Origin of the sequence: Runella sp., from assembly GCF_027484545.1 — a bacterium.
Classification (GTDB): Bacteria; Bacteroidota; Bacteroidia; order Cytophagales; family Spirosomataceae; genus Runella.
This window is the reverse complement of sequence record NZ_JAIXST010000203.1, coordinates 1-25,338: the sequence shown is the minus strand read 5'-3', so window position 1 is coordinate 25,338 and position 25,338 is coordinate 1. Positions and strand designations below refer to the sequence as shown.

At 43.1% G+C, this 25,338-nt stretch carries 22 protein-coding genes and 1 pseudogene; 15 read left to right on the top strand and 8 right to left on the bottom strand.

The annotated features are described in order from the left end of the window. Positions 1-29: 29 nt before the first annotated feature. The 5 genes from Q0081_RS19100 to Q0081_RS19080 all read left to right on the top strand — a co-directional run bounded on the left by Q0081_RS19100 (position 30) and on the right by Q0081_RS19080 (position 5,892). Entirely contained in the window at positions 30-1,322 is a 1,293-nt protein-coding gene (locus tag Q0081_RS19100) for a DUF5690 family protein (protein ID WP_298356960.1), read from the top strand. Positions 1,323-1,432: 110 nt separating this feature from the next. After that, complete coding sequence (locus tag Q0081_RS19095) at positions 1,433-2,278, top strand: ion transporter (RefSeq protein ID WP_298356957.1); 846 nt, start codon at positions 1,433-1,435, stop codon at positions 2,276-2,278. Further along, a complete protein-coding gene (locus tag Q0081_RS19090) occupies positions 2,278-3,429 on the top strand; it encodes a glycosyltransferase family 1 protein (protein ID WP_298356954.1) in 1,152 nt (383 codons plus the stop codon). The genes Q0081_RS19095 and Q0081_RS19090 overlap by 1 nt, the downstream gene beginning before the upstream one ends. Further along, positions 3,426-4,793, top strand: coding sequence for a methyltransferase RsmF C-terminal domain-like protein (locus Q0081_RS19085; protein ID WP_310586510.1), 1,368 nt, complete (start codon positions 3,426-3,428; stop codon positions 4,791-4,793). The genes Q0081_RS19090 and Q0081_RS19085 overlap by 4 nt, the downstream gene beginning before the upstream one ends. A 58-nt stretch (positions 4,794-4,851) precedes the next feature. Beyond that, positions 4,852-5,892, top strand: a complete 1,041-nt coding sequence (locus Q0081_RS19080; RefSeq protein WP_298356951.1) for a hypothetical protein — start codon at positions 4,852-4,854, stop codon at positions 5,890-5,892. Here Q0081_RS19080 and Q0081_RS31925 read toward each other — a convergent pair. Then, entirely contained in the window at positions 5,887-6,225 is a 339-nt protein-coding gene (locus Q0081_RS31925; protein ID WP_409034078.1) for a LytR/AlgR family response regulator transcription factor, read from the bottom strand. The two genes, Q0081_RS19080 and Q0081_RS31925, sit on opposite strands and share 6 nt — an antisense overlap. Before the next feature lie 386 nt (positions 6,226-6,611). On the opposite strand from Q0081_RS31925, the gene Q0081_RS19075 reads away from it, so the two are divergent. From Q0081_RS19075 to Q0081_RS19045, 7 genes are all read left to right on the top strand, one after another. Next, entirely contained in the window at positions 6,612-7,478 is an 867-nt protein-coding gene (locus Q0081_RS19075; RefSeq protein WP_298356948.1) for a hypothetical protein, read from the top strand. A 29-nt stretch (positions 7,479-7,507) separates the two neighbouring features. Then, complete coding sequence (locus tag Q0081_RS19070; RefSeq protein ID WP_298356945.1) at positions 7,508-7,951, top strand: hypothetical protein; 444 nt, start codon at positions 7,508-7,510, stop codon at positions 7,949-7,951. Between the two features lie 35 nt (positions 7,952-7,986). Continuing rightward, entirely contained in the window at positions 7,987-8,463 is a 477-nt protein-coding gene (locus Q0081_RS19065) for a hypothetical protein (RefSeq protein ID WP_298356942.1), read from the top strand. A 4-nt stretch (positions 8,464-8,467) separates the two neighbouring features. Further along, positions 8,468-8,974 carry a hypothetical protein gene (locus Q0081_RS19060; protein WP_298356939.1) on the top strand — a complete coding sequence of 169 codons (507 nt, stop codon included), beginning with the start codon at positions 8,468-8,470 and terminating at the stop codon, positions 8,972-8,974. Between the two features lie 7 nt (positions 8,975-8,981). Next, the gene (locus Q0081_RS19055) at positions 8,982-9,590 is read left to right on the top strand and encodes a hypothetical protein (protein WP_298356936.1); all 609 of its coding nucleotides are present in this window, start codon (positions 8,982-8,984) and stop codon (positions 9,588-9,590) included. A gap of 31 nt (positions 9,591-9,621) precedes the next feature. Then, complete coding sequence (locus Q0081_RS19050; RefSeq protein ID WP_298356933.1) at positions 9,622-10,086, top strand: hypothetical protein; 465 nt, start codon at positions 9,622-9,624, stop codon at positions 10,084-10,086. A gap of 113 nt (positions 10,087-10,199) precedes the next feature. Continuing rightward, complete coding sequence (locus Q0081_RS19045) at positions 10,200-11,756, top strand: right-handed parallel beta-helix repeat-containing protein (protein WP_298356930.1); 1,557 nt, start codon at positions 10,200-10,202, stop codon at positions 11,754-11,756. Positions 11,757-11,865: 109 nt separating this feature from the next. On the opposite strand, the gene Q0081_RS19040 is transcribed toward Q0081_RS19045, so the two are convergent. Continuing rightward, positions 11,866-14,979 carry a carboxypeptidase-like regulatory domain-containing protein gene (locus tag Q0081_RS19040; RefSeq protein ID WP_298356927.1) on the bottom strand — a complete coding sequence of 1,038 codons (3,114 nt, stop codon included), beginning with the start codon at positions 14,977-14,979 and terminating at the stop codon, positions 11,866-11,868. Positions 14,980-15,120: 141 nt separating this feature from the next. On the opposite strand from Q0081_RS19040, the gene Q0081_RS19035 reads away from it, so the two are divergent. Both Q0081_RS19035 and Q0081_RS19030 read left to right on the top strand, forming a co-directional pair. Beyond that, on the top strand, positions 15,121-16,185 hold the full coding sequence (locus Q0081_RS19035; protein ID WP_298356924.1) for a DUF3089 domain-containing protein: 1,065 nt from the start codon (positions 15,121-15,123) through the stop codon (positions 16,183-16,185). Next, positions 16,182-17,249 carry a mannose-1-phosphate guanylyltransferase gene (locus Q0081_RS19030; protein ID WP_298356919.1) on the top strand — a complete coding sequence of 356 codons (1,068 nt, stop codon included), beginning with the start codon at positions 16,182-16,184 and terminating at the stop codon, positions 17,247-17,249. Before Q0081_RS19035 ends, Q0081_RS19030 begins: the two co-directional genes overlap by 4 nt. A gap of 36 nt (positions 17,250-17,285) precedes the next feature. On the opposite strand, the gene Q0081_RS19025 is transcribed toward Q0081_RS19030, so the two are convergent. The 6 genes from Q0081_RS19025 to Q0081_RS19000 all read right to left on the bottom strand — a co-directional run bounded on the left by Q0081_RS19025 (position 17,286) and on the right by Q0081_RS19000 (position 24,660). Then, positions 17,286-17,675: a RidA family protein gene (locus Q0081_RS19025; protein WP_298356916.1), complete on the bottom strand. Its 390-nt coding sequence runs from the start codon at positions 17,673-17,675 to the stop codon at positions 17,286-17,288. Positions 17,676-17,786: 111 nt separating this feature from the next. Further along, positions 17,787-20,162, bottom strand: coding sequence for a M1 family metallopeptidase (locus Q0081_RS19020; protein WP_298356914.1), 2,376 nt, complete (start codon positions 20,160-20,162; stop codon positions 17,787-17,789). Positions 20,163-20,265: 103 nt separating this feature from the next. Next, entirely contained in the window at positions 20,266-21,342 is a 1,077-nt protein-coding gene (locus Q0081_RS19015) for an LptF/LptG family permease (RefSeq protein WP_298356911.1), read from the bottom strand. Further along, positions 21,339-21,818: a DUF6169 family protein gene (locus Q0081_RS19010; RefSeq protein ID WP_298356909.1), complete on the bottom strand. Its 480-nt coding sequence runs from the start codon at positions 21,816-21,818 to the stop codon at positions 21,339-21,341. Before Q0081_RS19010 ends, Q0081_RS19015 begins: the two co-directional genes overlap by 4 nt. 215 nt (positions 21,819-22,033) lie before the next feature. Next, on the bottom strand, positions 22,034-24,097 hold the full coding sequence (locus Q0081_RS19005; protein ID WP_298356905.1) for a thioredoxin family protein: 2,064 nt from the start codon (positions 24,095-24,097) through the stop codon (positions 22,034-22,036). Positions 24,098-24,123: 26 nt separating this feature from the next. Further along, positions 24,124-24,660 carry a hypothetical protein gene (locus tag Q0081_RS19000; protein ID WP_298356902.1) on the bottom strand — a complete coding sequence of 179 codons (537 nt, stop codon included), beginning with the start codon at positions 24,658-24,660 and terminating at the stop codon, positions 24,124-24,126. Between the two features lie 210 nt (positions 24,661-24,870). On the opposite strand from Q0081_RS19000, the pseudogene Q0081_RS18995 reads away from it, so the two are divergent. Continuing rightward, positions 24,871-25,224 (top strand): annotated as a pseudogene (locus tag Q0081_RS18995) (response regulator); the annotation flags it as partial. Between the last annotated feature and the right edge of the window lie 114 nt (positions 25,225-25,338).

Sequence of the window (25,338 nt, the reverse complement as noted above, 5' to 3'; positions counted from 1 at the left end):
TTTCGTAATTACCCTATACCCTTTTACCAATGACAAAAATAACGTGGCTTACCCCAACCCATAAATTGGGTTTCTCCCTCTATTGCATGATGGCCGGTTTTATTACCTATTGCAGCATGTATGCTTTTCGGAAACCTTTTACGGCCGCTACTTTCGACGGGTTACAATTGTGGGGAATTGACTACAAAATTGTGCTGATTACGGCACAGGTAATAGGATACGCCCTCTCAAAGTTTGCAGGAATCAAGATTGTATCCGAGATGCAGCCGCGAGGACGGATAAAAGCTATTTTGGGTCTGATTGGTGTCTCTTGGTTGGCCTTATTACTTTTTGCCCTTACTCCCCCATCCTTTGGTTTTGTTTGGTTGTTTCTCAATGGCCTTCCTCTTGGGATGATTTGGGGACTGGTCTTTTCTTTTTTGGAAGGCAGGAAAAATACCGAGTTATCGGGGGCGGCCATGAGTGTCAGTTTTATTATTTCTTCGGGTTTGGTAAAAGCGGTGGGAAAGTATTTGATAGAAAATGCAGGCGTCAGCGATTTTTGGATGCCTTTTTATACTGGGTTTTTATTTGTGCCTTTATTATTGGTTGGCGTATGGATGTTGAGTAAAATTCCTCCTCAAGCACCGGACGACATTCATTTAAGAACAGAGCGGGTACCGATGAGGAAAGCGGAAAGAAAGCGGTTCTTTTTAATGTTTGCGCCCGGCATTGTTTTCGTCGTGTTCATTTACATGGCTTTGACCATATTCAGGGATATCCGCGACAATTTTGCGGTAGAAATCTGGGCAAGATTAGGCTACGAAGGAAACTCCCAGGTGTTGGCTACGGCCGAAATTCCCATTGCCATTGCCATCATGATTATTACGGGTCTGATGGTGCTGATAAAAAACAATAGAGTGGCCTTTTACATAAACCTGATGATTGTTCTCTTCAGCGGGTTTCTCTTAATGCTTACTACCTATTTATTCACCAATGGGTTGCTGTCCGCGCCGTTGTGGATGATTTTGTTTGGTTTTGCCACTTACCTTGCTTACGTTACTTTTCACACCATGCTTTTTGAACGTTGGATCGCCTTGTTTCGCTACCGAAGTAATATTGGTTTCCTGCTTTATATTGCCGATGCCTTCGGGTATCTGGGGAGTGTAGGGATTCTGTTTTATCGAAATTTCCGGAGCAATCAAACGGGCTGGCTGGATTTTATACACCAAATTTCGTACGGAACGGGCGTGCTGATTATTTTGCTCAGTCTGGCGGCAATACTTTATTTTTTACAAAAAGAGAAAAACATGAGCCGTCAGAAAACCAGTTTAGTTGCTTAGAAAAGTTTTCAGATTATCTGTTGCTCAGTCCCGTTCGCTTTGTCCTACAAGTACGATAGAATGAAAAAAGTGAGGTAATCTCCTTACTTTTGTACAAAATCGTATCAACCGTGACCTTTCGTAAACGAGTCTATCATACGCTGGAATTTTCGGCCTTGGGCCGTCGAGGGCTGAGTTTGTACATCAATGTAGCTTTGGTGTCCATCATTTTTTTCAATTCGGTCGCTATTATTCTTCATACCGTTCCGGAAATCCGAAATAATCGCCTTTACGAGCGGGTTTTTCAGGATTTTGAGATTATTTCAGTGGGTATATTTACCATTGAGTATTTCCTGCGTATCTGGTCGTGTGTCGAAAACCCCGCCATTAAAAGCGGTTGGCGCGGGCGATTGTCGTATATTTTCTCCTTTTGGGCCATCATTGATTTTCTGGGTATTTTTCCTTTTTACTTCACACTGCTTACCTCCGATTTCGGGATTATTCGGATTCTGCGCGTGTTCCGGTTGTTCCGTTTGTTTCGCGCTACCCGCTACGCGCACGCCCTTAAGCTCATTCGAACCGTTATCCTGGAGCATAAAGAAGAATTGCTGCTTTGTTTTTCATTTATCTTTTTTACGCTGTTCATTTCGTCGAGCGTGATGTATTATTTGGAACACAGCATTCAGCCTACCAAATTTTCGAGCATTCCCGCCACGCTTTGGTGGGGCGTTATTACAATGACCACTACGGGCTACGGCGATATGTATCCCATGACGCCCGTCGGTAAATTTTTCGGAGGAGTTGTCCTCGTGTTAGGAATTGCTTTGTTTGCGCTTCCTACGGGTATCATTGCGTCGGGTTTTATGGAACAAATTCGTCGGGACAAAGGTCGTAAGTACATTCAGTGCCCCCATTGCAACGAATGGATTGATTTACAGAAAGTTGAGCACGTTCATAAACCTACAGAAAAAGAGTGATGCGCATCGGATTCGACGCCAAACGGGCTTTCAATAACAGGACAGGTTTAGGCAATTACAGTCGATTTGTACTGAATGCGCTGCGCAACTATGCTCCCGAGCCTACTTATTGGGCTTATACACCTAAAATAAAAACGGGGCTTTTTAACGAATTTCCGGCGGATGCTATTCGACTGCCGTCTTCTAAAAACAAACTGTACGGCGCGTGGTGGCGGAGTTATGGAATTACCAACCAACTTTCCAAAGATGGCATTCAACTTTTTCATGGATTGAGCAACGAACTTCCCACCGGACTCCAAAAGGCTGGAATTAAGTCTGTTGTGACCATTCACGATTTGATTTTTTTGCGTTATCCGGAATTGTATCCTGCGATAGACCGCTTTTTTTACCGTCAAAAATTTCGGAAAGCCTGCGAGCAAGCCGACGTGATTGTGGCCGTCAGTGAGCAAACCAAACGGGATATTATGGAGTTTTACGGGACATCTTCGGAGAAAATTCAGGTGGTGTATCAGGATTGTCATGAAGCTTTTTTTGCCTCATCCCAACCTTCCGCTCGGGCGGCCCCGTCCATTTTGGAGAAGGGCTTTTTGAGCGATATTCGCCAGAAATACGGTATTACGCAACCGTACGTTTTATGTGTAGGGACGATTGAGGCGCGGAAAAATCAGTTGCGATTGGTGCAGGCATTTCAGGCCGCTCAGTTGGCTGATACTCAGTTGGTGTTGGTAGGCGGAAAAACCAAATTTCAGCAGGAAATAGAATCTTTTGTGGTTAAAAATCAGTTAGAAACCAAAGTTAGGATTTTAAATAACGTTCCGTTTGCTGATTTACCGGCCCTGTACCAATCGGCGCGGGTGTTTGCTTATCCGTCGTTTTTTGAAGGGTTTGGGATTCCGATTGTCGAAGCATTACACAGCGGCGTTCCCGTGATAGCGGCGACAGGTTCGTGCCTGGAAGAGGCGGGTGGTGAGGGTGGATTGTATGTCAATCCTAACGATACAAATGAATTAGCCCAAAAATTACAGTTACTTTGGCAGGACGAAGGGCTTCGTCAACGATTGAGTGCCAAGGGCCAAACGCACGTAAAGCAATTTGCGGCAGAAAACATAGCAAAGAAATTAGTGACTATTTACGAATCAATCCCATTTTGATACTTCCCCAAGCATTTACCGATCAATTAAAAACCCAAATCGGCACCGAATTCGCTGATTTTGAGGCCGCTTTACTGCAAACTCCTCCCGTCAGTATTCGTTATAACCCCCGAAAAAAGCACGCCTCTGCGGGCGAAATTATTCCGTGGTGTGAGGAAGGTCGTTATCTGGAGCAACGCCCTGTCTTTACCTTGGATCCACTTTTTCATTCGGGTGCGTATTATGTGCAGGAAGCTTCTTCCATGCTTGTGGGGTACGTTTTGCCGCAGGTGGCTACTATTTCAAAACCGTTGCGCGTACTGGATTTGTGTGCAGCACCGGGAGGGAAAACTACTCTTTTGACTTCCATTTTGCACCCCGATAGCCTTATTCTGGCCAACGAAGTGATTAAAAGCAGGGTGATGATTTTGAAGGAAAATGTTCAGAAATGGGGTTTTCCTAACGTACACGTCAGCAATCATGACCCGGAGGATTTTGAGCGGTTGGAGGCATTTTTTGATGTGATTTTAATAGACGCTCCCTGTTCGGGCGAAGGGCTTTTTCGCAAAGACCCCGCTGCCGTTAATGAATGGTCGCCCGGAAGTGTGCAAGTCTGCGCGGGGCGGCAAAAGCGCATTTTGGATGCGGCGATGCCCTTGCTAAGGCCGTCGGGCATTTTGATTTATTGTACCTGTACCTACAATGACATTGAAAATCAAGAAAGCGGACAGTGGATACTGGACAGTGAACTGTTTGCGGAAATCAAAATAGATATTCCCGAATCGTGGGGCGTGGTTGCCAAACCCATTGGCTATCAATGTTATCCGCATCGGGTGAAAGGCGAGGGCTTTTTCTTTTCGGTATTTGAAAAACAATCAGGCTTTGAAACCGCCCAACCCTATGACACGCTTCCCCGACGAAGCAAAGAAGAAGGGTTTCGGTCCTGCAAGCGGCTTCACGCCAAGCAAACGCCCGAAGTGAGTCGTTGGCTGGAAAAACCCGAAAACTTTCATTTTTTTGTCAAACCCAACGGAGAGGTACTTGCGCTGATGGATAGTCAGTTGGAAGAGGTTCGGATTTTAGACAACACGCTGTCAGCCAAAGGAATTGGTTTGGAAATGGGCGAATTTAAGGGCAATGATTTTATACCTTCCCACGCGTTGGCGTTGAGTACTGCAATTTCGCCCACTATACCTCGATTGGAGTTATCGGAAAACGAAGCTTTACTGTTTTTGAAAAAAGAAAACTTAAACATTGAAGCTCCCAGAGGCTGGCTTTTGGTCACGCATCAGGGCTTGGGTTTGGGCTGGGTCAAAGGTTTGGGGAATCGGATTAATAATTATTTGCCCAAAGATTGGCGTATCCGAATGGAGATTCCTGAGTAGTTGCGAATCTCCCGTAAAACCACGAAAATTGCTTCAAAATACTGATATTTTCTCAACTATGCCTTTGCCCCGTCTACTTTACGTTTGCATTAATGATGGTTCTGATACGCGCATTAACAAAGAAATCAAGACCTTAGCCACTCAGTTTGATATTACTTATTTGGGCATTGGACGCGATGATTCTCAGTCGTTTGTAAAGCCGTTTTGTACCCAATTTTGTTTAGTAAAAGGCCACCATAAGTCGATTCCAACGCTTGCCAAGTACTTCTTAACCTTCATCAGGCTGTATTTTTCCCGTCGCTACGCAAGTATTCATGTGGTAAATGAACAGTTATTATTGATTTTCTTCCCGTTTTTGTGGGGAAGCAGAAGGCGAGTCGTGGCTGATATTTTTGACTCGATTTTTTTGCGAACCGAAAGTTCATTGGTCCGTTCGTTGCAGTCATTGGTGTATCGTTTACCCAAACAAATCATCGTTACGGACGAAAATCGTAAAGCCCTTGTTCCAACAAAATTTCAATCGAAAATCACGGTTGTCGAGAATTATCCGTATGCTTTTGAGGACGTTCAACCCAAAGCTGCCGCCGATGACGAATTATTGATTTTGTACAGTGGTTCGTTAGGGGTAACGCGCGGTACGCAACTCTTAGCTGACTTAATCCAACTTTCTCCCAAAGTACAGGTTTGGATGATTGGATGGGTCTATGATGACCCGACCCGACAGCTAAGCCAAGATCCGCAAGTGACGTTTTGGGGAGTGAAAACGCAACAGGAAACCATGCGATTGGCATCAGAATGTGATTATATTCTGTCGGTGTATGAGACCATCAACGACAACAACCTCAACGCCAGCCCCAATAAAATCTACGATGCCATTCAGGCGCAAACGCCCGTTATCATCAATGCTGAAATAAAAGTTTCGCAGTTTGTGGCGCAAAATCGCCTTGGGTACGTCTTGGAGAGTTATTATGAAAAATCCCCTTCCCGTTTGCTCCAGCAATTGATTCTACAGAAAAAAAACTTCGTATTTGACAAAATGCTTCGTCATAGCTATACGTGGGAAGCCATTGAAGATAAGCTGATAAGGGCAAATTTATGAACTGCTTCTGGGTTTACGTTTGTAGCTCATGTACTGGGTTATGGTAGCTTTTCGGCGTCTAGCTATGTGTATTTCTGACCCATCTGTCAGGCTTAACAGCGTTGGCGTTTTTCTCTCCGTGACGTAATTGATATTGATTAAACAGGATTTGTGAACCCTCACAAAGGGAAAAGGTAAAAGTTCATCATAAAAATGTAAGCTTTTACACGTGAGCACTTGGCGTCCGTCTAACAGATAAAAAAGGGTATAGTTGCCTGACGCTTCCAATCGTATGATTTCAGCAGTTTCTACCGAGAGAGTTTTGTTATGAAATGGAAGAGTAACCGTGTTCATACCGATAAGCATTTTTTTAATACCGTAAGTTAGTCGCGGTACATTGAAGGTATATTTAAGGCTACCATTATTTTATGACGAAATTCATTGAGTTTGCTGACACACATCAGCAAACCCAAATGCCATTTCCTGCACTTCACTCATTTTCCTCCGCCGTTTACGCAATGGTAACCCACCCGTTACGGGCGTTTGTGTAGTTTTCGTTCCTCAACCAAACTGCTTCCTGCTTTATGAAGATGTCTAACACTCGACAGTACCTCTGGCAAGGGTTTCTGTATGCGCTGCTCGTAGTGCTGGTTCTGATTTTTGCATAATGTCCGTTTTTTACCTCTAAACAATCGCGCTTAGTACTGAACTTTGAATAAAATTTCCCCATTTCAGCAACAATGAAAAATCTCCTTATTACTCTACTCTTACTCGTTTTGATTGTAAGTTGTTCAAAATCAGAGAGTGAGCCTGATCCTAACGGCTCCGGCAACACAAATGGTAACAACACCGGCGGCGGAACACTCGGCAAAGGCCAACCCGGCGTGGTGGGTATCGCCGGAATAGACGCCTGGGACAAGCTCGCTTCGAGCGAAAAAGACCGCATCAAAAATTGGAATGCTTTATTCCTTCATCAGTCTGTTGGACAGGATTTAGAAGAGGGCGCCAAAGCCAACGGATTTCCGTTTGATTACTATGGTCCCAACGATAAGACCGAAGGAGGATTACGGGGCGGCATCTTTGTGGATGTAGGCGGCATAGCCAACGGAAATCCCTCCGAAAAAACCAGGGTTTTTAGAGAAAATGCGACCCGAAACAAAGACTTGCTCCAAATCGCCATCTTCAAATTTGGCTATGCCGATGTGATGGACGATAATTTTGAAAAGGTAAAAACCGAATACAAAGCCTTTGTGGATGCCCTTCGGGCTCAATCTCCCAATCTTCGCTTTGTTCACGTAACACCTCCGCTGGTGTATTCCACTACTTCTTTTGAGGGCAACGCTGCCAAAATGAAAGTCGGTCAATGGATGAAAGATACCTTCAAAAGCACCGATGTCATTTTTGATTTGCAGGAGCTGGAAAGCAACAACGGAGCATGTCAGCAAAATAATGTGTGGCGTATTTGTACCGAAAATCGCAACACCGCTTCTGACCCGTCGGATGTTAACGGAATAGACTCTTCCGATGGCCAGGGGCACATTGGCAAAAAAGCAGGACAGCGTATCAGTAAGGCTTTGTTAATGAGTATTTATAACGCGGGCAAATAACTTTCAACGCTTACTAACCCTTCTCAAAAATGACCGGTAATCCCCGAATTATGTGTTTGTACGCCGCTGATTTTTTACCTTCGGTACCTTCTACGAGTTTTAACGGCACTGAAATTGGATTCAGCTACGGAATTTTTCCCAGAGGTGACATTGATATTGAGCGCATCATGAAGTGGGTTGCAACGTACTCCCTAAGTGTAGGAGGCTTGGAGAAACTGTACATTGTCTGTCATGCGCAGGGCGCTAATCTGCAAATAGGCTATCCGGGTATCAGCCTTGCTAATGTGGAAACGATTGGCAGGATTCTGAAAGGAAAAGTCAAGGTCATCGACCTATACTGCTGCGATTTGGGCAATAGTCCTTCCTTTTGTCGAAAATTGGCCGCGGCCTCCAAAGCCACCGTTATAGCGTATCCGGCCAAGGTGTTGGCGTGGACGGTTCTTTACAGCTATTATACTGGGTTGTATTTTTAAAGTTCTGAAAGACAATATTTTATAACAAAGAAGCTATGAAAAAATTGCTCGCTTACGGTATTTTGTGTGCCATTTTTATCCTCAATTCGGGAGCGGGTTGCAGTGATAAAAAGGAAGAACCTGAACCAGAATATGTTAAACTTCTTGTTGGTGGCCGATGGGATGTGTACAAAACCTATTCCGAATCAGCAAGTGACAAAATTACTTTGATGATTAAAGACGGATACTTGGGCTATAAATTTTATGCAGATGGGTCAATGGATGGATGTTATCAGCAAACTTGCCAAAAACAGGGCCGTTGGTCTTACCAAGTAAAAAGCGCAGTGGCCGGAACGGGTGAATTAACGCTCTATAACGATAATAAAGACATCGCGGAAGTATATGGGGATAAATTGGCAGGACATTTGGAAATCCTTAGTGATAATGAGATTGTCTGGGTAGTTACAGGTAGCCCATCCATTGGAAATACAGATTATAGTTTGATGAGATGGTATATGAAAAGAAACCAATAAGGCCATGAAAAAACTATTTCCTTACGCAGTGCTGTTGAGTATTTTATTCCTAAACATGGGTGCAGGATGCAGCTCAAAAACCGAAAATCCAACACCCGACAATTTCCAGTCGCTGATTGGCAAGTGGGAGGCAATACGTTTTGTTTACGAAATAGTGAAACAGGACGGTTCGGAAATTGCTACTGGAACAGAGCTGAAATCCAAAGGAACGATTATTATCTGGGAATTTTTCAGCGATGGAAGATTGGTAGCCACGGAGGGTGGAAAAAGTCGTGAAGTGCGTTGGGAATTAAAAGTTGAACGGTTGAGCGGTCAAAATATTGATAAGGGGGAATTGAAAATTATTGGAGCGGAAGAAAAAAACCTGGCCCAAACGCTGGGTCAAAGTGGTGACTTGACCTATTTTATTGAGACATCGTCCGAGGCAAAAATAATGTCCCTAAGGGTAGATGCCACCAAAATTAGCCCGTATAAAAAAAATACGCTTATTTACACCTATCATAAATTGTAAAGAACCAATGACACAGGGGATAAAATTATTGCTTTTTTTGGGTGTTTTGGCAGCGCTAAGTTGGGGCGTGTATGAGTGCAAATACTATTATAGCTACTATACCGACCTCAAAGACCGACCTTGGGCGTATAGCCGTGACGAAAACGCATCATTGCTCGTGGGTAAATGGCAAGGCACTATTCAAGACCCTGATGGAATATCAAAAACCATTGAACTCGAAATCGTGGAGCCCACGACCGACGAAGAAAGGTCAGAAAAAGCAAGCAGGCGTTCGCGGCGGCGGAGTGGCTTGGGTTCTCGAAGTGAAAAGCGCGGGTTTGATGGCTTTGCCGCCGTAACTGGTAAGTTGGGAAAGGAAGAATACGAAATTTATGGAGCCGTTGAAGAAGAGGATTTTCACCGCCTGCATTTCAATTTTCGGCCTAAAGACGAAAAGAAAAGAATTTTACCAAATTTTACGTTGGGTGAAGCAAAAAATGGTGTTTGGCAAACTAATGAGCTTCAGCTAACCCTTAGTTTTAGTTATCACAAGGCTGATGGCTCCTCGTTTTGGAGCAGTGCAGATCCTCGCTTTGATAAAAAGGTCATTGCCACTCTTATTCGCCAAAAGGAATAAAAATGTATCTAATTTCAAACAATTGAAAACAATGAAAAACGCTGGTATTTTCTTATTATTCTTAATGGGGTGGCAAATCAATAATAGTGTTTTTGCCCAACTTCCGAGCAGCGTGACGGGTACATGGAAACGCACAGCTATGACTTCCGTGGATATCAACGGCACTGCCTCCGACGACAATGCTTCGATGCTGAAGGCCATGCCCTGTGCTAAAAACATCACGTACACTTTCAAAGCTGACGGGAGTATTGTGACCAACGTGCCTGATGAGTGCGGAGCCTTGAAAAAGACACTTGAATCCATGAACGGCGATGGTAAATGCACCATGACGGGTAACAAACTCATCGTTACCTCTTCAAAAATACCGACGGCTACCTATCAGGTGGACTTCAAAGGAAATATGATGATTTGGTTTTTTGATTATTCGACCAATCCCAAGACATTGAATCCGGGTGGTAAAAGCAAATCCATGACCATCGTTTACACAAAAATCTAAATAGTAATCTTACTTCAGAGTCATGTCAAAATGAGGAAAAACCTCATTAGTGATTCTTATTGCCTCTTTCAGAAAAACAGCCTGTTTTAGTCACTATTTTTAAAATCAAAACCATGAAAAAGCAATTATTTGTTGCCCTAACTACCCTATTTCTGGTTACAGAAGGATGTAAAAAACCAACCGTCGAAACCGACGAGTGCGACGCTGACCCTACCGCCTGTGGCTGTCCGCAGGAGCCGCCGGGTTGCAGCGATCCGGGAAATAATGGCGGACAAACTATCAGTGGAAAGGCGTACGTTTCTCCCAACGGTAGCGATTCTAACGACGGAAGTGAAAGTAAGCCTTTTAAAACCATTCAAAAAGCGGCCGATGCAGCTGACCCTGTGAAAGGACTCGAAATTATCTTGCGAGGAGGTACGTACGAAAGCAAAGAAATAAAGTTTCGCACTTCCAATATCATCTTACGCTCCTATCCGGGTGAGTGGGCCATCATTAAGGCCGTTACCAACGTAGAAGATGTAACGAGCTGTATTTGGTTTCGCGAACCGGGTACCGAAAACATAACCCTCCAAGACTTGGAAATAGTGGGAGGCTACTACTACGGTATCAAGTTTGAAAGTGATTGGGATGATGATCGTAAAGTACCTTACGATAAGAAAAAAGGAATTTCAAATGTAAAAATCCTGAATTGTAAGATCCACGATACCGGTCGCGATTGCATAAAAATTACGCCTGGCTGTAAAGACATTCAGGTGCTGAACTGTGAGATTTATAAATCCGGCGTTGGTCCGGCAAATGTAAGCACCCAAAATGCGGAAGGAATTGATAATGTAAATGCGGATAGGATGATTGTTCGAAACTGTTATTTTCATGACATTGCCACCAACGCTTTGTACGCCAAAGGAGGGGCCAAGGACTGTATTTTTGAACAAAATCTTATTATGAATTGCGGGGAAGGCGGCTTGGTGGCTGGTTATTTGGATACCGATGCTGAATGGTTCAATACGACTACCAATCCAACTTATTTTGAAAGCATCAACATCATTATTCGCAACAACATTGTCGTCAATACCAAATGGGAAGGTATTGGTCTTTATGCGGCGCTCAATGCTCAAGTGTATAACAACACGCTCATTAACGTAGCACAGGAGGCAAGTGCAGCCTTGATGATTGCCCGAGGGGAAATTTATGGAACGCCTACCGGAGATAAATATCCCAAATGCAAAGACCTGAAAATTTCCAACAATATTTTTGTCCAAACAACTTCTGCTAAAGGAAAGATGGCCCGTTTGCGGGGTATACCCGAAGGTACGAATGATGTTAGTAATAATTTTTACTTTAAATCCGGAACGCTTACGTTCCGAATTGACAAAACAGACGATGACTATACAGAATTTGACGGGTTTGCCAATTGGAAGACCCAATCCAAACTCGACGCTGCGAGCACCAACGCCGATCCCAAATTGGATGCGCAATATCACCTTGCCACGGGTAGCCCTTGTATTGGAGCGGGAAAAGCCTTGGGGAGTTTGGTAGAAAAAGATTACGATGGCGGTGCCAGAGGAGTAAAATTGGACATTGGAGCCGACCAAACGAATAATGGCACTGCACTTACTGTTCCGCCGTTAATGACTGCCATCGGCACCAAAGGGACGGGTGGAAGTAACTGATGCTATATGAGACGAATACTTTCTAAGTTTTTAAAACTTGGAAAGTATGAAACCCCACAAACACAAAAAGGCGCCCACTCGGCGCCTTTTTGTGTATAAACTTGAAGATTTATTTGTTCAACAATTCATCAAACGTCAATGAAACATAATACATTGAGCCGATTGATGGGCTTCCGTAAGCTTGGAAGTAAGGTTTACCAAATAGATTGGTACCTCCCACTTTCAAAATAGATTTCAGGCTTGACATTTTGTAGCTCACCTGTGCATCTAAGTTTGTGATAGCTGGAACCTGAGTATTGGAGAAAAGAGAAACCCCCGCAGTAGTAGGTACCACAAAGTTTGACTCCCACAAGAATGCATCTTGCTGTTTGAGGGCAATGTTGAATCCAATTTTATTTCCTGAACTAATGCGCTTACCAAAATTAACATTGTAACGGTTGGTAGGTGTATTGAATCCAGAAGTCTCTAATTCAGGAGTTGGTGTAAAGTTTTGTAAGGTGTTGTTCGCAAAGTTACCACCTATGAAAAAGTTCTTTGGTAACGAGTAGTTAAGTGCAATAGAAAAACCAGTTACTACGATGTCTTGGTCGCTATTGGCAGGGCGCGAATAGCCAGCGCGCGTAGAGGCACTCCCCAAGCCAGACTCAATAGGCAAGCCAGGGCCTCCAGCAACTAATGGAACTACCACTGACACGCCGCCGATGAAGTTTTTGTAAGTGCTATGGTAGTAAGAGGCATCTATAAGTAATTTCTTGCCAACCAGGCCTTTGTAACCAATCTCAATGGATTTTACGCGCTCGGGTGTCAGTGCTTTGGCCTTGTACTTAGGTAAAGCCGCCAACCCATAAGCAGGAGCGACTTGGGTTGTTACGGCCGTTACTTGCTGAACCACCGTGGCTTGAACGTTTGACGCAATAGCTGACTGAGTTGCAGGTAAGGCCAGCTGTTGAGCTACTCCTGCTTGAATAGCAGCAGCAGCTTGTGCCGCAGGAATTTGCCCAGCAGCCACAGCCGCATTTACTTGTGCTGTTACTCCCGCCGTTACTTGCGCCGTTACTGCGGCAAGTACACCTGCCTGAATGGCGGGCAATTGCGCCGTAACGGCCGCAGTTGCATACGCTTGGGCTTGGGCAAGGACTTGTGGCGTAATGTATTTGGTTGGATTGATAGAGAAATCTACTAAGGTTTGACGCAACACCCCTGTTGACAATTTATAGCGGCTGTCAAACTCTGGCAAACCTCCAATCAAAGTACCACCAGGTGTTTGTAGGTCAATGTACTGGTTTTGGGTAGTAGGAATACGGAAGCCTGTTTGATAAGAAAGGCGGATGTTTTGCTGACCAAAAGTTGTTACGGCAGAAAGACGTGGTGAGAATTGGCCTTCAAAATTTTGGTTTTTATCATAACGAATAGAAGCCGATAGTTTCAAGTGGTTGTTAAACAGCGATTTGGCCGCCTGTGCAAAAGCGCCATACTCATTGATTGGAATGGTGCCATTTCTACCATCTTTTTGATCTGCAAACAACGTACCCTCCGACCGAAGTTGATACTGACGGATGTTTCCGCCAACCAACAGGTCCATGAATTTAACTTGGTTTTTGAAGTTGTAAACACCTTCTGCATGGTAAAGATTGGTCTTATCTAAGAAGGTACCGCCACCTTTTGTAATGGGTGTATTTCTCCACTTATCCAACAAAGTATTATAAGCGTCTGAACCTACGGCAGGCATTCCTTTGTCGGCATTTTGACGTGCCAATAAGTGCGCTTGCGCTTCGGCTACACCTGCGCCTCTTGCTTGTGCATATCCACCTACATACTCACCAAGCCAAGTAGCATGAGGTTTGACATCGTTCAACATGCCTAATGCCGTCAAACCAGCAGTGTATGAATCACCCGAACGCTCTTGTGTGGTGTATGCCCGCAAAGTAAAATTATCGCCACGTAGTTCTAATTTGGCTTGGGTCAAATTGAAACCACGCAATGAGTATTTGCCAGTACCTGTGTAGAGTGTTGTACCATAGCCGTAGTTTACTTGCGCTACTGCTTCTACTTTATCGTTAATGCGGTAGTGTAATGCACCATTAAACTTGAAACTTTTTACGTTATTATCTACCAACCCATTTTCCACAATACCCGTGCGGCTCACGTCGGTATTTGGAATAAGTGCCAATGCTGCCGAAGGCAAGCGTCCTGCGGCGATAAGGCCATTGGCTACTGTCCTCATGTTGGCCTGTACTTCGTCACCATAGATGTTTGTGCCATCAAAATCAGTATCAGTTCCTGCCCCCCTCAAAGGGTCTGCATTGCCACCTACGTTCAAATTGGTGTAGTTACTCGACTGCCAATCTTTAGCTTGGATATAGCCTAAGTTGATTTTGAAAGCAAATTTGTTGTTGAATGCTTTGGCATAGCGAATAGAAAAATCACCAAAAGGTGTAGTGGCTTCGGTGCGGTTATTGGCCGACATTACCCCTGTTTTTACTGCTGCGCTCAAGCCTTGGTACAAGAAAGGGCTTTTGCTATTCATCAATACCAAACCGTTTATGGCGTTGGGACCATAAAGTGCAGAAGCAGCACCTGGCAAAATCTCAACGCTTTCAACATCCAATTCGGGCATACCCACGATGTTATCAATCGGGAAGTTCAAGCCTGGGGCCGAGTTGTCCATTCCGTCAATCATTTGTACGGTACGTGGGTTTCCCGTTGAGCCAAATCCGCGCATGTTGATGGATTTGAACAACAAACTTTGAGTCGCCATGTCAATTCCCTTCAAGTTGGCCAATCCATCGTAAAACGATGCAGCAGGTGTTTCACGAATCGCACGAATGTCCATTTTCTCTACCGTAACGGGCGATTGTAATACACCTTCTTCTACCCGCGAAGCAGACACGACTACTTCTTGCCCCATCAATGCTTGCTCTTTCATGACAATTTTAATGTCAGTGCGATTGCCTTCTATTTTTATTTCTTGGGTTTCGTATCCTATTGAGGTCACGACCAACGTAAATGGCGTAGGTGTGTTGGTAGTCAAAGAGAAGTTTCCTTTTGAATCAGTGATAGTACCGATTACTTTTCCTTGTACCTGAACACTTATTCCCACCAAGCCTTCGCGCGTGGTGGCATCGGTGATATTACCCGAAATTTTGGTTTGAGCCAGTAACGCACCTGTACTGACTAACCACGCCGTTAGGTAAAATACGGCTCTATGTAATGCTTTACTCATAAGTTTTAGGTTGGTTTTGATTTCACTTGTTGATAAATTTACTGCGTAAATTTCGCTCTTTTAAAGATAATTTACAATTTATACTTTTTATAATTACAAAAATAAGGTGTTATGCACGCATAATTATTTGAAAAATCCAAAATGAATAAATTAAAATTTCGACTCTTAGGAGTTATTGGACTGATTTTAGGAGCTGTGACTGTTTGTACAGCCCAAGTCATATTGCAGAATTCGTACGGTTTTGGAAAAATTCCAACTGCTCCAGAGTATGAAAATCTTGATAACTGGGCTGCCTTGCCCACCAAAAAAGACGCTGCTGATAATATACCTCATAAAGCAGATGATTTGAAAGATGAACAGGCTACGGCTAAAGCCGACGTTTTTTTTGTACATCCTACCATCTATACGAATCGCCCGGCAGAAGGGACTTTTGAATGGAATGCTGATGTCAACGATGCTGAGCTGAATCGTCGAGTAGATGAATCAACCATTTTGAATCAGGCGTCTGTTTTCAACGGTTCCTGCCGAGTGTATGCGCCCCGTTATCGGCAGGCACATTATTATTCTTTTGTAACCCGCAATCAGGAAGACCGGCAAAAAGCGCTGGATTTGGCTTATTTGGATGTAAAAGCCGCTTTTCAACATTACCTTAGTCACTATAATCAGGGTCGGCCTATTGTCATTGCTGGGCACAGTCAGGGCACTCATCATGCCAAGCGCCTTCTCAAAGAGTTTTTTGATGGAAAACCATTACAACAACAGTTGATATTTGCGTATTTGGTAGGTGATATAACCGACATTCCAACTCAGCCTAACGAATTTCAACAAATAAAACCTGCTCAGACACCCGACGAAACAGGCGGGTTTGCGGCTTGGCGCACCTATCAAAAAGGCTTTTTTCCTGAAAAATACCAAACCAACAATTTTCAAACGAGTGTGTGTACCAATCCCCTGACATGGGTTTTGAATGAAGAGTACGCTTCAAAGAAACTAAATAAGGGAGGAGTTGGACTGAAATATACTTTTCATCCTCAATTGGCTGATGCTCAGGTACATAAGGGACTTTTGTGGATTAATAAACCGTATGTTAGAGGACGGATTTTTCTTAAAACCAAAGTATGGCATACGGCCGACATCAACCTTTTTTGGCAGAGCATCAGAGAAAACGTAGCTTTGCGCGTAGAAAGTTTTCTGAAAAAGCAATGAATCACACCTATGTAGTCATCATGGCGGGTGGAGTCGGAACTCGGTTTTGGCCCTTTAGTCGCAACAATAATCCCAAACAATTTCACGATGTATTGGGTACGGGACAATCGCTCCTTCAGCAAACAGCAAGCCGCTTCGAAGGAGTTTGTCCATTAGAAAATATCTATATTGTTACCAGTACGGAGTATTACGATTTAGTAAAACAACAACTCCCTTTTCTGAGCGATGACCAAATCCTGTTGGAACCAAACCGACGTAATACGGCGCCCTGCATTGCTTATGCCTGTTATAAGATTGCGAATCGTGACCCCAAAGCGAATGTGGTAGTAGCTCCGGCCGATCACATTATTTTAAAGGAAGATGTTTTTCGTGAAAAAATAAGTATCGCACTGACTGCCGCTCAAAACGATGATATTCTGTTGACCCTTGGAATTCAACCTACCCGGCCGGATACCGGTTATGGTTATATTCAATTTTTGGCGGAAGAAGGGTTGACCCAAAAAGTAAAAACGTTTACCGAAAAACCACAGTTGGAAATCGCGGTTAAGTTTTTAGAAAGCGGTGATTTTGTGTGGAATGCAGGTATTTTTGTGTGGAGTGTACAGGCTATTAAAAAGGCGTTTGCTGAATACCTTCCGGAAGTGGCTGAAGTTTTTGAGGCTGGAGAAAATGATTATTACACCGAGCAGGAAAAAGAATTCATTGAAAAAGCATACATGCTTTGTAAAAACATTTCCATTGACTTTGGAATCATGGAAAAAGCCCATAATGTATATGTGGTATTGAGCGATTTGGGTTGGTCAGATTTGGGTACGTGGAAGTCGCTGTATGATGTATCTGAAAAAGACGAACAACAAAACGTAACCGAAGGCAAACTACTGTTATACGGTACTAATCAGTGTATTATCAAAACTCCCAAAGATAAACTGGTTGTAGTACAGGGGCTGGAAGGATATATCATTGCCGAAAACGACGGCGTGTTGATGATTTGTAAAATAGAAGAAGAACAGAAAGTAAGAGACTTTGTGGCTGATGCCAAGCTGTTAGGAAATCAATTTATTTAATCAAAGGGGATGAGTTTGCATCCCCTTTGCTATTTTCTACCCATTTTGAAGAATTGCAGTTGCTTCAATCTCAATCATATATTCCGGGGATATAAGTTTCGACACTTCAACCATGGTAGTACACGGAAGAATCTCGCCGAAAAACTCCCCGTGCGCACGTCCGTAAGCTTCCCATTGTGAAATATCGGTTACAAACATCCGGGTTCGCACCACATCCGAAAGTGAAGCGCCTGTCTGCTTTAATATGGTCTCAATTTTTCTAATGATAAACTTTGTTTGGCCATACGCATCTCCCAAGGCAACAGGGCCGTTTTCATCGGTGGCTACTGTACCCGTTACTTCGACTACATTTCCCACTCGTACTGCCCTTGAATAGCCAACAACCGCCTCCCACGGTGCTCCCGAAGATATGTTGATTCGTTTCATGCGTAAGTAATTTTGAGTGAATACTGATTGTAAACACACTGCAAACTGATTCTGCTCAATTGTTTATACAAAAATAAGGGCGGAAATAAATTCCCGCCCTTGTAATACCTATTAATTTTTGGCCCCGCCTTGCTGTCCTGCTTTCGGAAGTTGGCTTTGTTGAGCTTCCCGCATCGGATTCGTGCCTCCGCCGCGTTGGAAACCCTGTCCACCTTTAAATAACTGGAATTTAGTAGGTTGTGTCGGTTGACGCGGGAAGCTGTTGCTTTCTTCGTCAATATCGGCAATCTCACGATAGGGGTCCAAAGTCCATTGAACGACTTTCTTTTTACTGGTAATTACTTTGGAAACGTTTTGGTCATTCAACCGCCAAATCTCCGCCGGGAATCGGGCTACTGAATCGGTGCCGTCTTCAAACTGCATCTTCACAATGACCGGCATCGGCAAACCGCCTTTGTTTTTTACTTTCAATGTGTAGAAATTCACCCCGGATTCGACCAATTTGCGCTCATCAGGATTTAAACTTGCCAAATAAGTCTCGTATTTTTTCTTATCAGCGTCTGTCACTTTGTAAGGGTCGTAGGTATTGTAGAAGTCTTTCATATCCGGATTTTTCTCTACCACTGATTCTTTGATATAGTCTTTGTCGCGCTGACGGGCTACGGTATTGCGTTTGGCATCGGCTTCTTTTTTGGCGTCGGCTTTGGTAATATCGGGGTTTTGAGTATCCAAGGCAAACCACTCGACTTCGACTAAGTCTTGGTCAACGGGTTCAACGCCGTAGAACCAACCTTTCCAAAACCAATCCAAGTCTACGCCTGAGGCATCTTCCATGGTGCGGAAAAAGTCAGCTGGAGTTGGGTGCTTGAATTTCCAACGGTTAGCGTATTCTTTGAAAGCATAATCAAACAATTCGCGGCCCATAATGGTCTCGCGCAGGATATTCAAGCCGGTTGCCGGCTTGGTATAGGCGTTTGGCCCAAAACCCATGATGTTGTCCGAACTTGACATAATAGGCACTTGCTTCGATGGTTCGGTGCGCATGTAGTCTACAATGTTCTGTGGTTCGGCTACGTCACCACCCATGCTGCGATCCCATTCTTTAGTGGCCAAATATTCCATGAAAGAGTTCAATCCTTCATCCATCCATGACCATTGACGTTCGTCTGAATTGACAATCATCGGGAACCAATTGTGTCCTACTTCGTGAATAACGACCTGAATCAAAAAGTTTTTAGTGCCTTGTGAGTAGGTGCCGTCAGCTTCCGGGCGTGCGCCGTTAAATGAAATCATCGGATATTCCATTCCGCCAACGGGCCCGTGAATGGACTGAGCTACGGGATAAGGATAATCAAAGGTGAGCTTGGAATACGTTCTTACTGTATGCGCTACCAGCATGGTCGAATATTGTCCCCAGAGCGGATTGGCTTCTTTAGGGTAAAACGACATGGCCATAATTTTTTTGCCGTTCAACTCTACGTTCATAGCATCCCAGATGAATTTCCGAGAAGTGGCAAAAGCAAAATCGCGTACGTTATCTGCTTTGAAAATCCACGTTTTTTTGCCGCTTGGTTTATTGGATTCGTTTTTGGTCGCTTCTTCCTGATTGACAATAAGTACAGGTTTGTCAAACGTCTTGCGAGCTTGGTCAAAACGTTTTAATTGCTCCGCAGATAGAACTTGTGTGGCATTTTGCAACTCGCCGGAAGCGCCAACCAAATGGTCATTAGGAACCGTAATCGCTACTTTATAATTTCCAAAGGCCAATGTAAATTCGCCCTGTCCCAAAAATTGCTTGTTTTGCCAACCGTTTACATCATCATAGACGCAGGCACGCGGAAACCACTGAGCTATTTCGTAGATAAAATTGCCGTCTTTTTGGAAAAACTCAGCTCCTGAGCGTCCTTGCGCATAGCGAAAATCAGTAATGTTATAATTCCAGTCTATCTGAAAACTAAACGATTGACCGGTTTTCAGGGGTGCGGGAACCTCAATGCGCATCATGGTTTCGTTGATCGTGTATTTAAGCGGTTGGCCTGTTTTGATGTCTTTTACCAACGTGATTTTATGACCATAGTCTTTTTCGATCATTGTACGCATGATAGAAGCCATTGGCATTCCTTTCTCATTGACTGAACTTGTACGCGTTTGCGATGACATGGAGTTTTTCTGAAACAGATTTTGATCCAATTGCATCCAAATGTAACGCAGTTCATCGGGAGAATTATTGAAATAGGTAACGGCTTCGGAGCCCGTTAAATGCTGTTTTTCATCATTTAGTTCCACTTTGATGTCATAATCTACGCGGTTCTGCCAATACTCTTTTCCAGGCGCACCGGAGGCCGTTCGGGTCGTATTGGGCGTAGGCATAGCGGTTCCCATTTGCTCAAAACGGGAGTTGGCGTGGTAGTTGGCGGGAGCAGGCTGCTGCGCCATGAGGAGGTGAGTCGTAACTACTAAACAGTAGGTGATTAGCCATTTTTTCATTTCAAACGTGGATTTAGTTGTTGTTAGTTGTTGATTGTACGATGTGAAATAGTGCAAAACCTTCGGGAGATAAGTACCCTAATTTGGGTGAATTTTTTTTCGCTTACCTCGGCAAGGTTTTGTACAAAACAAAGCCAATACCTGCGAAGATAATATTGGGTAGCCAAACGGCCAACATGGTATTGATTTTGCCAGACTCGGCAATGCCTTTAGCCAGCATAAAGAACAACAGATATACAAAAGCCAGAATAAAACCAAAGGCAATTTGCAGCCCCGAGCCGCGCCGACTTTTTCGGGCAGAGACCACAACCCCAATAATGGTAAGGATAATAAATGCAAAAGGGTGAGTAAAACGGGTGTGTTTTTCTAACAAATACGTTTCTACTCCGTCTGCACCGCGCAACTTGAGCAGTTCTATATAATCGTTTAGCTGAGTTAGCGTCAATTCTTCAAAGCGATTTTTATCGTTTTCAAAGTCTTTGGGGCTGAGATTGAGTGTAGTGTCTATTTGAACTCCCTGAGTAATTGTCTCATGGATTCCATTGATTTTCCTGATTTTATAATCAAAAATAGTCCATTTTTTTTTTTTTTTTTCCCACACGATGCGGTCAGAGGTCAGTTTTTCTATTAGTTGATTCCCCTCTATGTGTTCGAGTGTAAATTTAAAACCCGTCAGGGAGGCATTGTTGTAGCTTTCCAAATAGGCATAATGCTTGGGAGCTACTTTGATGTGAAAATTGCGCTGACTGAAATAATATTGATCTTCGATGTACTTATATTCAAATGCCAAACGGATTTTATTAGCCCGAGGGATGACCCAACCTACCATGTAAAATGTAAAGGCTGCCAATAGTATGGAACCGATAAAATAGGGGACTAACATTCGTAGAAAACTGATTCCGCTGCTGAAAATGGCGATAATTTCCGTGCGGGCAGCCATACGGGCTGTAAAAAATACAGTAGCAATAAATACCAATAACGGACTCAAATAATTGGCATAATACGGAATTAGATTGCCGTAATAATCCAGCAAAATTTCGTGAAGGGGAGGGTTGAATTTGCGGAAGTTGTCAATCTTTTCGGTAAAGTCAATCACGCAGATAATCAACAGCGTTACAAGTACCGTAAAGACGTAAGTAATGAGAAAGTTTTTGAGAATGTATCTATCTAAAATTTTCATGATTTGTAGTCAGAATAAACTTGATAGCTTTCTAAAAAAGCGTTTAACAGAACTTCTCGCTCTGTATTTTTTGCATCTATAATGACCGCTCCCGTGATGATAATATCATCTAAAGAGAATGAAAAGTCATATTTTTCTAAATCTGTATGACCATATTTCAAAAACCATTTATCAAAAACTCTTTTGCGAGGTAATTGTTTACGGTCAATGCTCTCACAAACATAAAGCAGCACATTTTGTGGATTTTGAAAAAAATCAGATAAAAACTGTAGTACAGTGTCAGTTACTTTTTTGTCAATTGGAAGTTCCTTATCAGCCCCGAAGCTGAACTCTACAATATTTCCTTCAGGAATAACTATATTGTTGAAATGGAAAGAGGCATCAAAAAGAGCAATACTGTAATTGATGCCATAATCTGATAAAAAAGAGTAAGTACCGTCGGGGTTTTCAACGATTGGGTAAGGAGACTCGAACAATTTTGCGGCCTTTTTGTGTGATAACAGAAGTATTTCCTTTACTCAATTCCTGATGAATTTCGTTCTTATCTTTTATCATATCCCTTACAGCCTGCTCTAAGTTGCTTCCTTTCGGAATAGTTATTGTAATTTCCATAGCTTAAATATATTATTAGTATCACAAAACTAACAAAATACAATTGAACATCCTTCAAAATAGCCTCTTTTAGAGATTTTTAACGTTTAAATTTCCCTAAGCCCGCGTCTAAAAATTGTACAAATTCTTCAGTACTTGTGTATCCTACGGGTTTGGTAAGGAGCTCACCGTCAGGTGTTACGACGCAGTAAAAAGGCTGAGCGTTATTATTGAACTTCGTGATTTGCAAATCGGCGTTTTTGTCGCCAATTGTTGTTTTTTCACGTTTATCGTAGCTCGAAACAAATTGCTTTTCTTTGGGAAGCTCGGTTTTGTCATCTACGTAAAGAGACGCGATCACAAAATCATTTTTAAGACGGTTCAGCACTTCGGACTGTGGCCAAACGTTGGCTTCCATTTTTCGGCAATTGGCGCAGTTGAAACCAGTAAAATCAATGAAAACGGGCTTTCCAACGGTTTTTGCTTGGGCAAGTGCCTGCTCGTAATCAAAATAACCCTCTAAGCCATGCGGAAGGTGTGGTTTATTACGGTCTGCTTTGGTGAATGAAGTAGAAGTACTTCCGCTTTCCACGGCATTGGTCAAATAGAAATCCTGCGTTTGTTCGGGAGGCAACCAACCCGATAAGGCCCGCAACGGAGCTCCAAACATACCAGGAATCATATAGACCACAAACGCAAAGGTAGCCGACGAAATCAACAATCGCGGAATGCTTATTCCTTTGATAGGCGTGTCTTTATCCATACGAAGTTTACCCAGTATGTAAAATCCAATGATGGAGAATAACACAATCCAAATCGCTAAAAAAATCTCGCGGTCGAGTGTGTTCCAACGATACGCCAAGTCGATATTACTCAAAAATTTAAGCGCTAAGGCAAATTCCAACAAACCGAAAACTACTTTAAACTCGTTGAGCCAACCGCCTGATTTAGGAAGGCTTTTGAGGAATTTGGGGAACATTGCCAATCCCGTGAATACAACTGCAAAAGGTACTGAAAAAGCAATCATTCCCAAGACAGGACGCATCACTTCGTTGCCTTTGGAAGCCAAAATCAGCAGCGAGCCGGCAATCGGAGCCGTACAGGAAAAAGAAACAACGACGAGGGTCAAAGCCATGAAGAAAATACCGATAAGGCCACCTTTATCGGCTTGTTTATCGACACTATTGACAAACGAATTGGGAAGCACAATTTCAAATAAACCTAAAAATGACAACCCAAAAAGGATAAATACAATAAAGAAAATGGCATTTGGCACCCAGTGAGTACTGATAAAATTAGCGGCTTGTGCTCCACCGATGCGGGATACCAAAAAGCCCAATAAGGTAAAAATTGCTACAATCGAAAGTCCATAAAGCAGTGCTTTGCCTGTGCCGTGTTCCTGTTTGGTGAAATAGCTCACCGTCATCGGCATGATGGGATAAATACACGGCATAAAAATCGAGGCCAATCCTCCTAAAAAGCAAGCCAATAGAAAACTCCAAAGAGATTCTTCGGGTTCGTTGGTAAGTGGTTCGCTATTGACAGTGGGCGACCAATCGGTTGAGGCTTGCGCTGCCGGTTCAGGTTGTGCACTTTCTAATGAAGACTTGCTGCTGTCTGCGGTGGTTGAAGTGGCAGCTGTTGCTTGCTCATTTGTGACGGGTTGCGTAGGAGTGGCTTCGACTTTTTTGGTGTCTGCGGCCACAACTTTAATGGCAGGAAATTTAAACTCTGCGCTGACTGGCACACATAATCCATCTTTTACAGTACAGGTTTGCCCATCTAAACTTCCTTCAATCACAGGATTTACCTGAAGAATCTTAATTTTTTGGACAAAGGAAGCTTTCCCTTCGGCTATACTGATTTTTGCTTCCCATATCTCATCATATTTTTCATGAAAACCGACTGGCTTAATTTTCCCTATGGTTTCAAACGTAGGATTTTTCTTAAATTTAAATTCGGCTTTTGTAGGTCCTTCGGCAGGAAATTCACTGGAATATAAATACCAACCGGCGTCAACAACCACATTGAATTTAACTTCAACTACATCCCCTACTTTTACTTCGTTTTTGGGAGATTCAAACGTCCACTGTGCCCGATTTTGGATTTGGCCAAAAGCGGTAAAAGTCAATAAAATGAAGACAGCACTGATTAAACTTTTCATAGGTAATTAAGGATGACTGGGAACAATTAACTTTTTCTCTTATTTTCCAACGACTTCGCATTCACTTTTCGTATGACGTCGCTCTTTCTGAACCTTACGCGCCATACTGCTAAATGCGTGGCATCTTCACCAAAACATTTTTGGCAAATCCTATTCGTAAGTGGGATAGGGGAGGTATATATAAATAACGAATCTCCCAACTTCTGGATATTGGAGATTTGCGAAATCTTATTTTCCGCATTGTACAGATAAGCGTCCATTACCTCCTGTTCTTTGGTGGAAAGTGCCGGATTTTTAATGTCTTTTGCCCCCAACAGGCTGATTTGAACGGCATACAGGCTTGCTAAAGAATCTATTTTACGCGTTCCCTTTAGTTGACAGAGTTGCGAAAAATCGGCTTTAGGCTTGGATAAAACACTTTCTAACTGCAGTTGGGCCTGCTTTACAATCCGCTCTCCCCAGTCATCCACAATCTCAATAACCTGCGGGTTGGTAACGCGTTTGATTTGCATGCTTTTCATTTTTTCAACGGCTTCTTTAGAGCCTTCAACGCGGCGATCCATGTTACAAGACTCCAAAAGGAAGCAAACAAACACTAAATAATAAGTTAACAGGCGGTAATTCACGGTCCGGCGTTTTTTAAATTCAAAATTACTTCTATTCTCAGCAAAATGAAAACGCCTCTTCTCGCTGTTTGGTTCAAGTACGAAATTCACTATTTTGCCGTATAAATTTTATAATACACTCTAAATTGTAAGCTGCAAACGAAAATCATGCCATTAAAAACGCTACTAATTGACGATGAACCTTTGGCCCGCGCTCGTTTGCGGCGCTTGCTTAATCAGTTTGAAGCTACTTTTGATATTATTGGGGAAGCCGGTAATGGTGTCGAAGGGCTTACTTTAATTACGGAATTACGGCCGGATGTTATTTTTTTAGACATCGAAATGCCTTTAATGACCGGTTTTGAAATGCTTGCTCATTTGACTGATATGCCCATGGTGATTTTTGCGACGGCTTATGACCAATATGCAATGAAAGCATTTGAAGAGAATTCGATTGACTACCTGCTTAAACCCATCGAAATAGAACGTTTGGCAAAAACGGTAGAAAAATTGAAGAAGTTATAGAGAACGACCGAACTTCTTGGAATCAAAACTAAAATAATTGCAATTTTGCGAAATGAAAAAGAAAGTAGAAATAAGCGAACCAGAACGATTGGCAAATTTCATGCATTCATT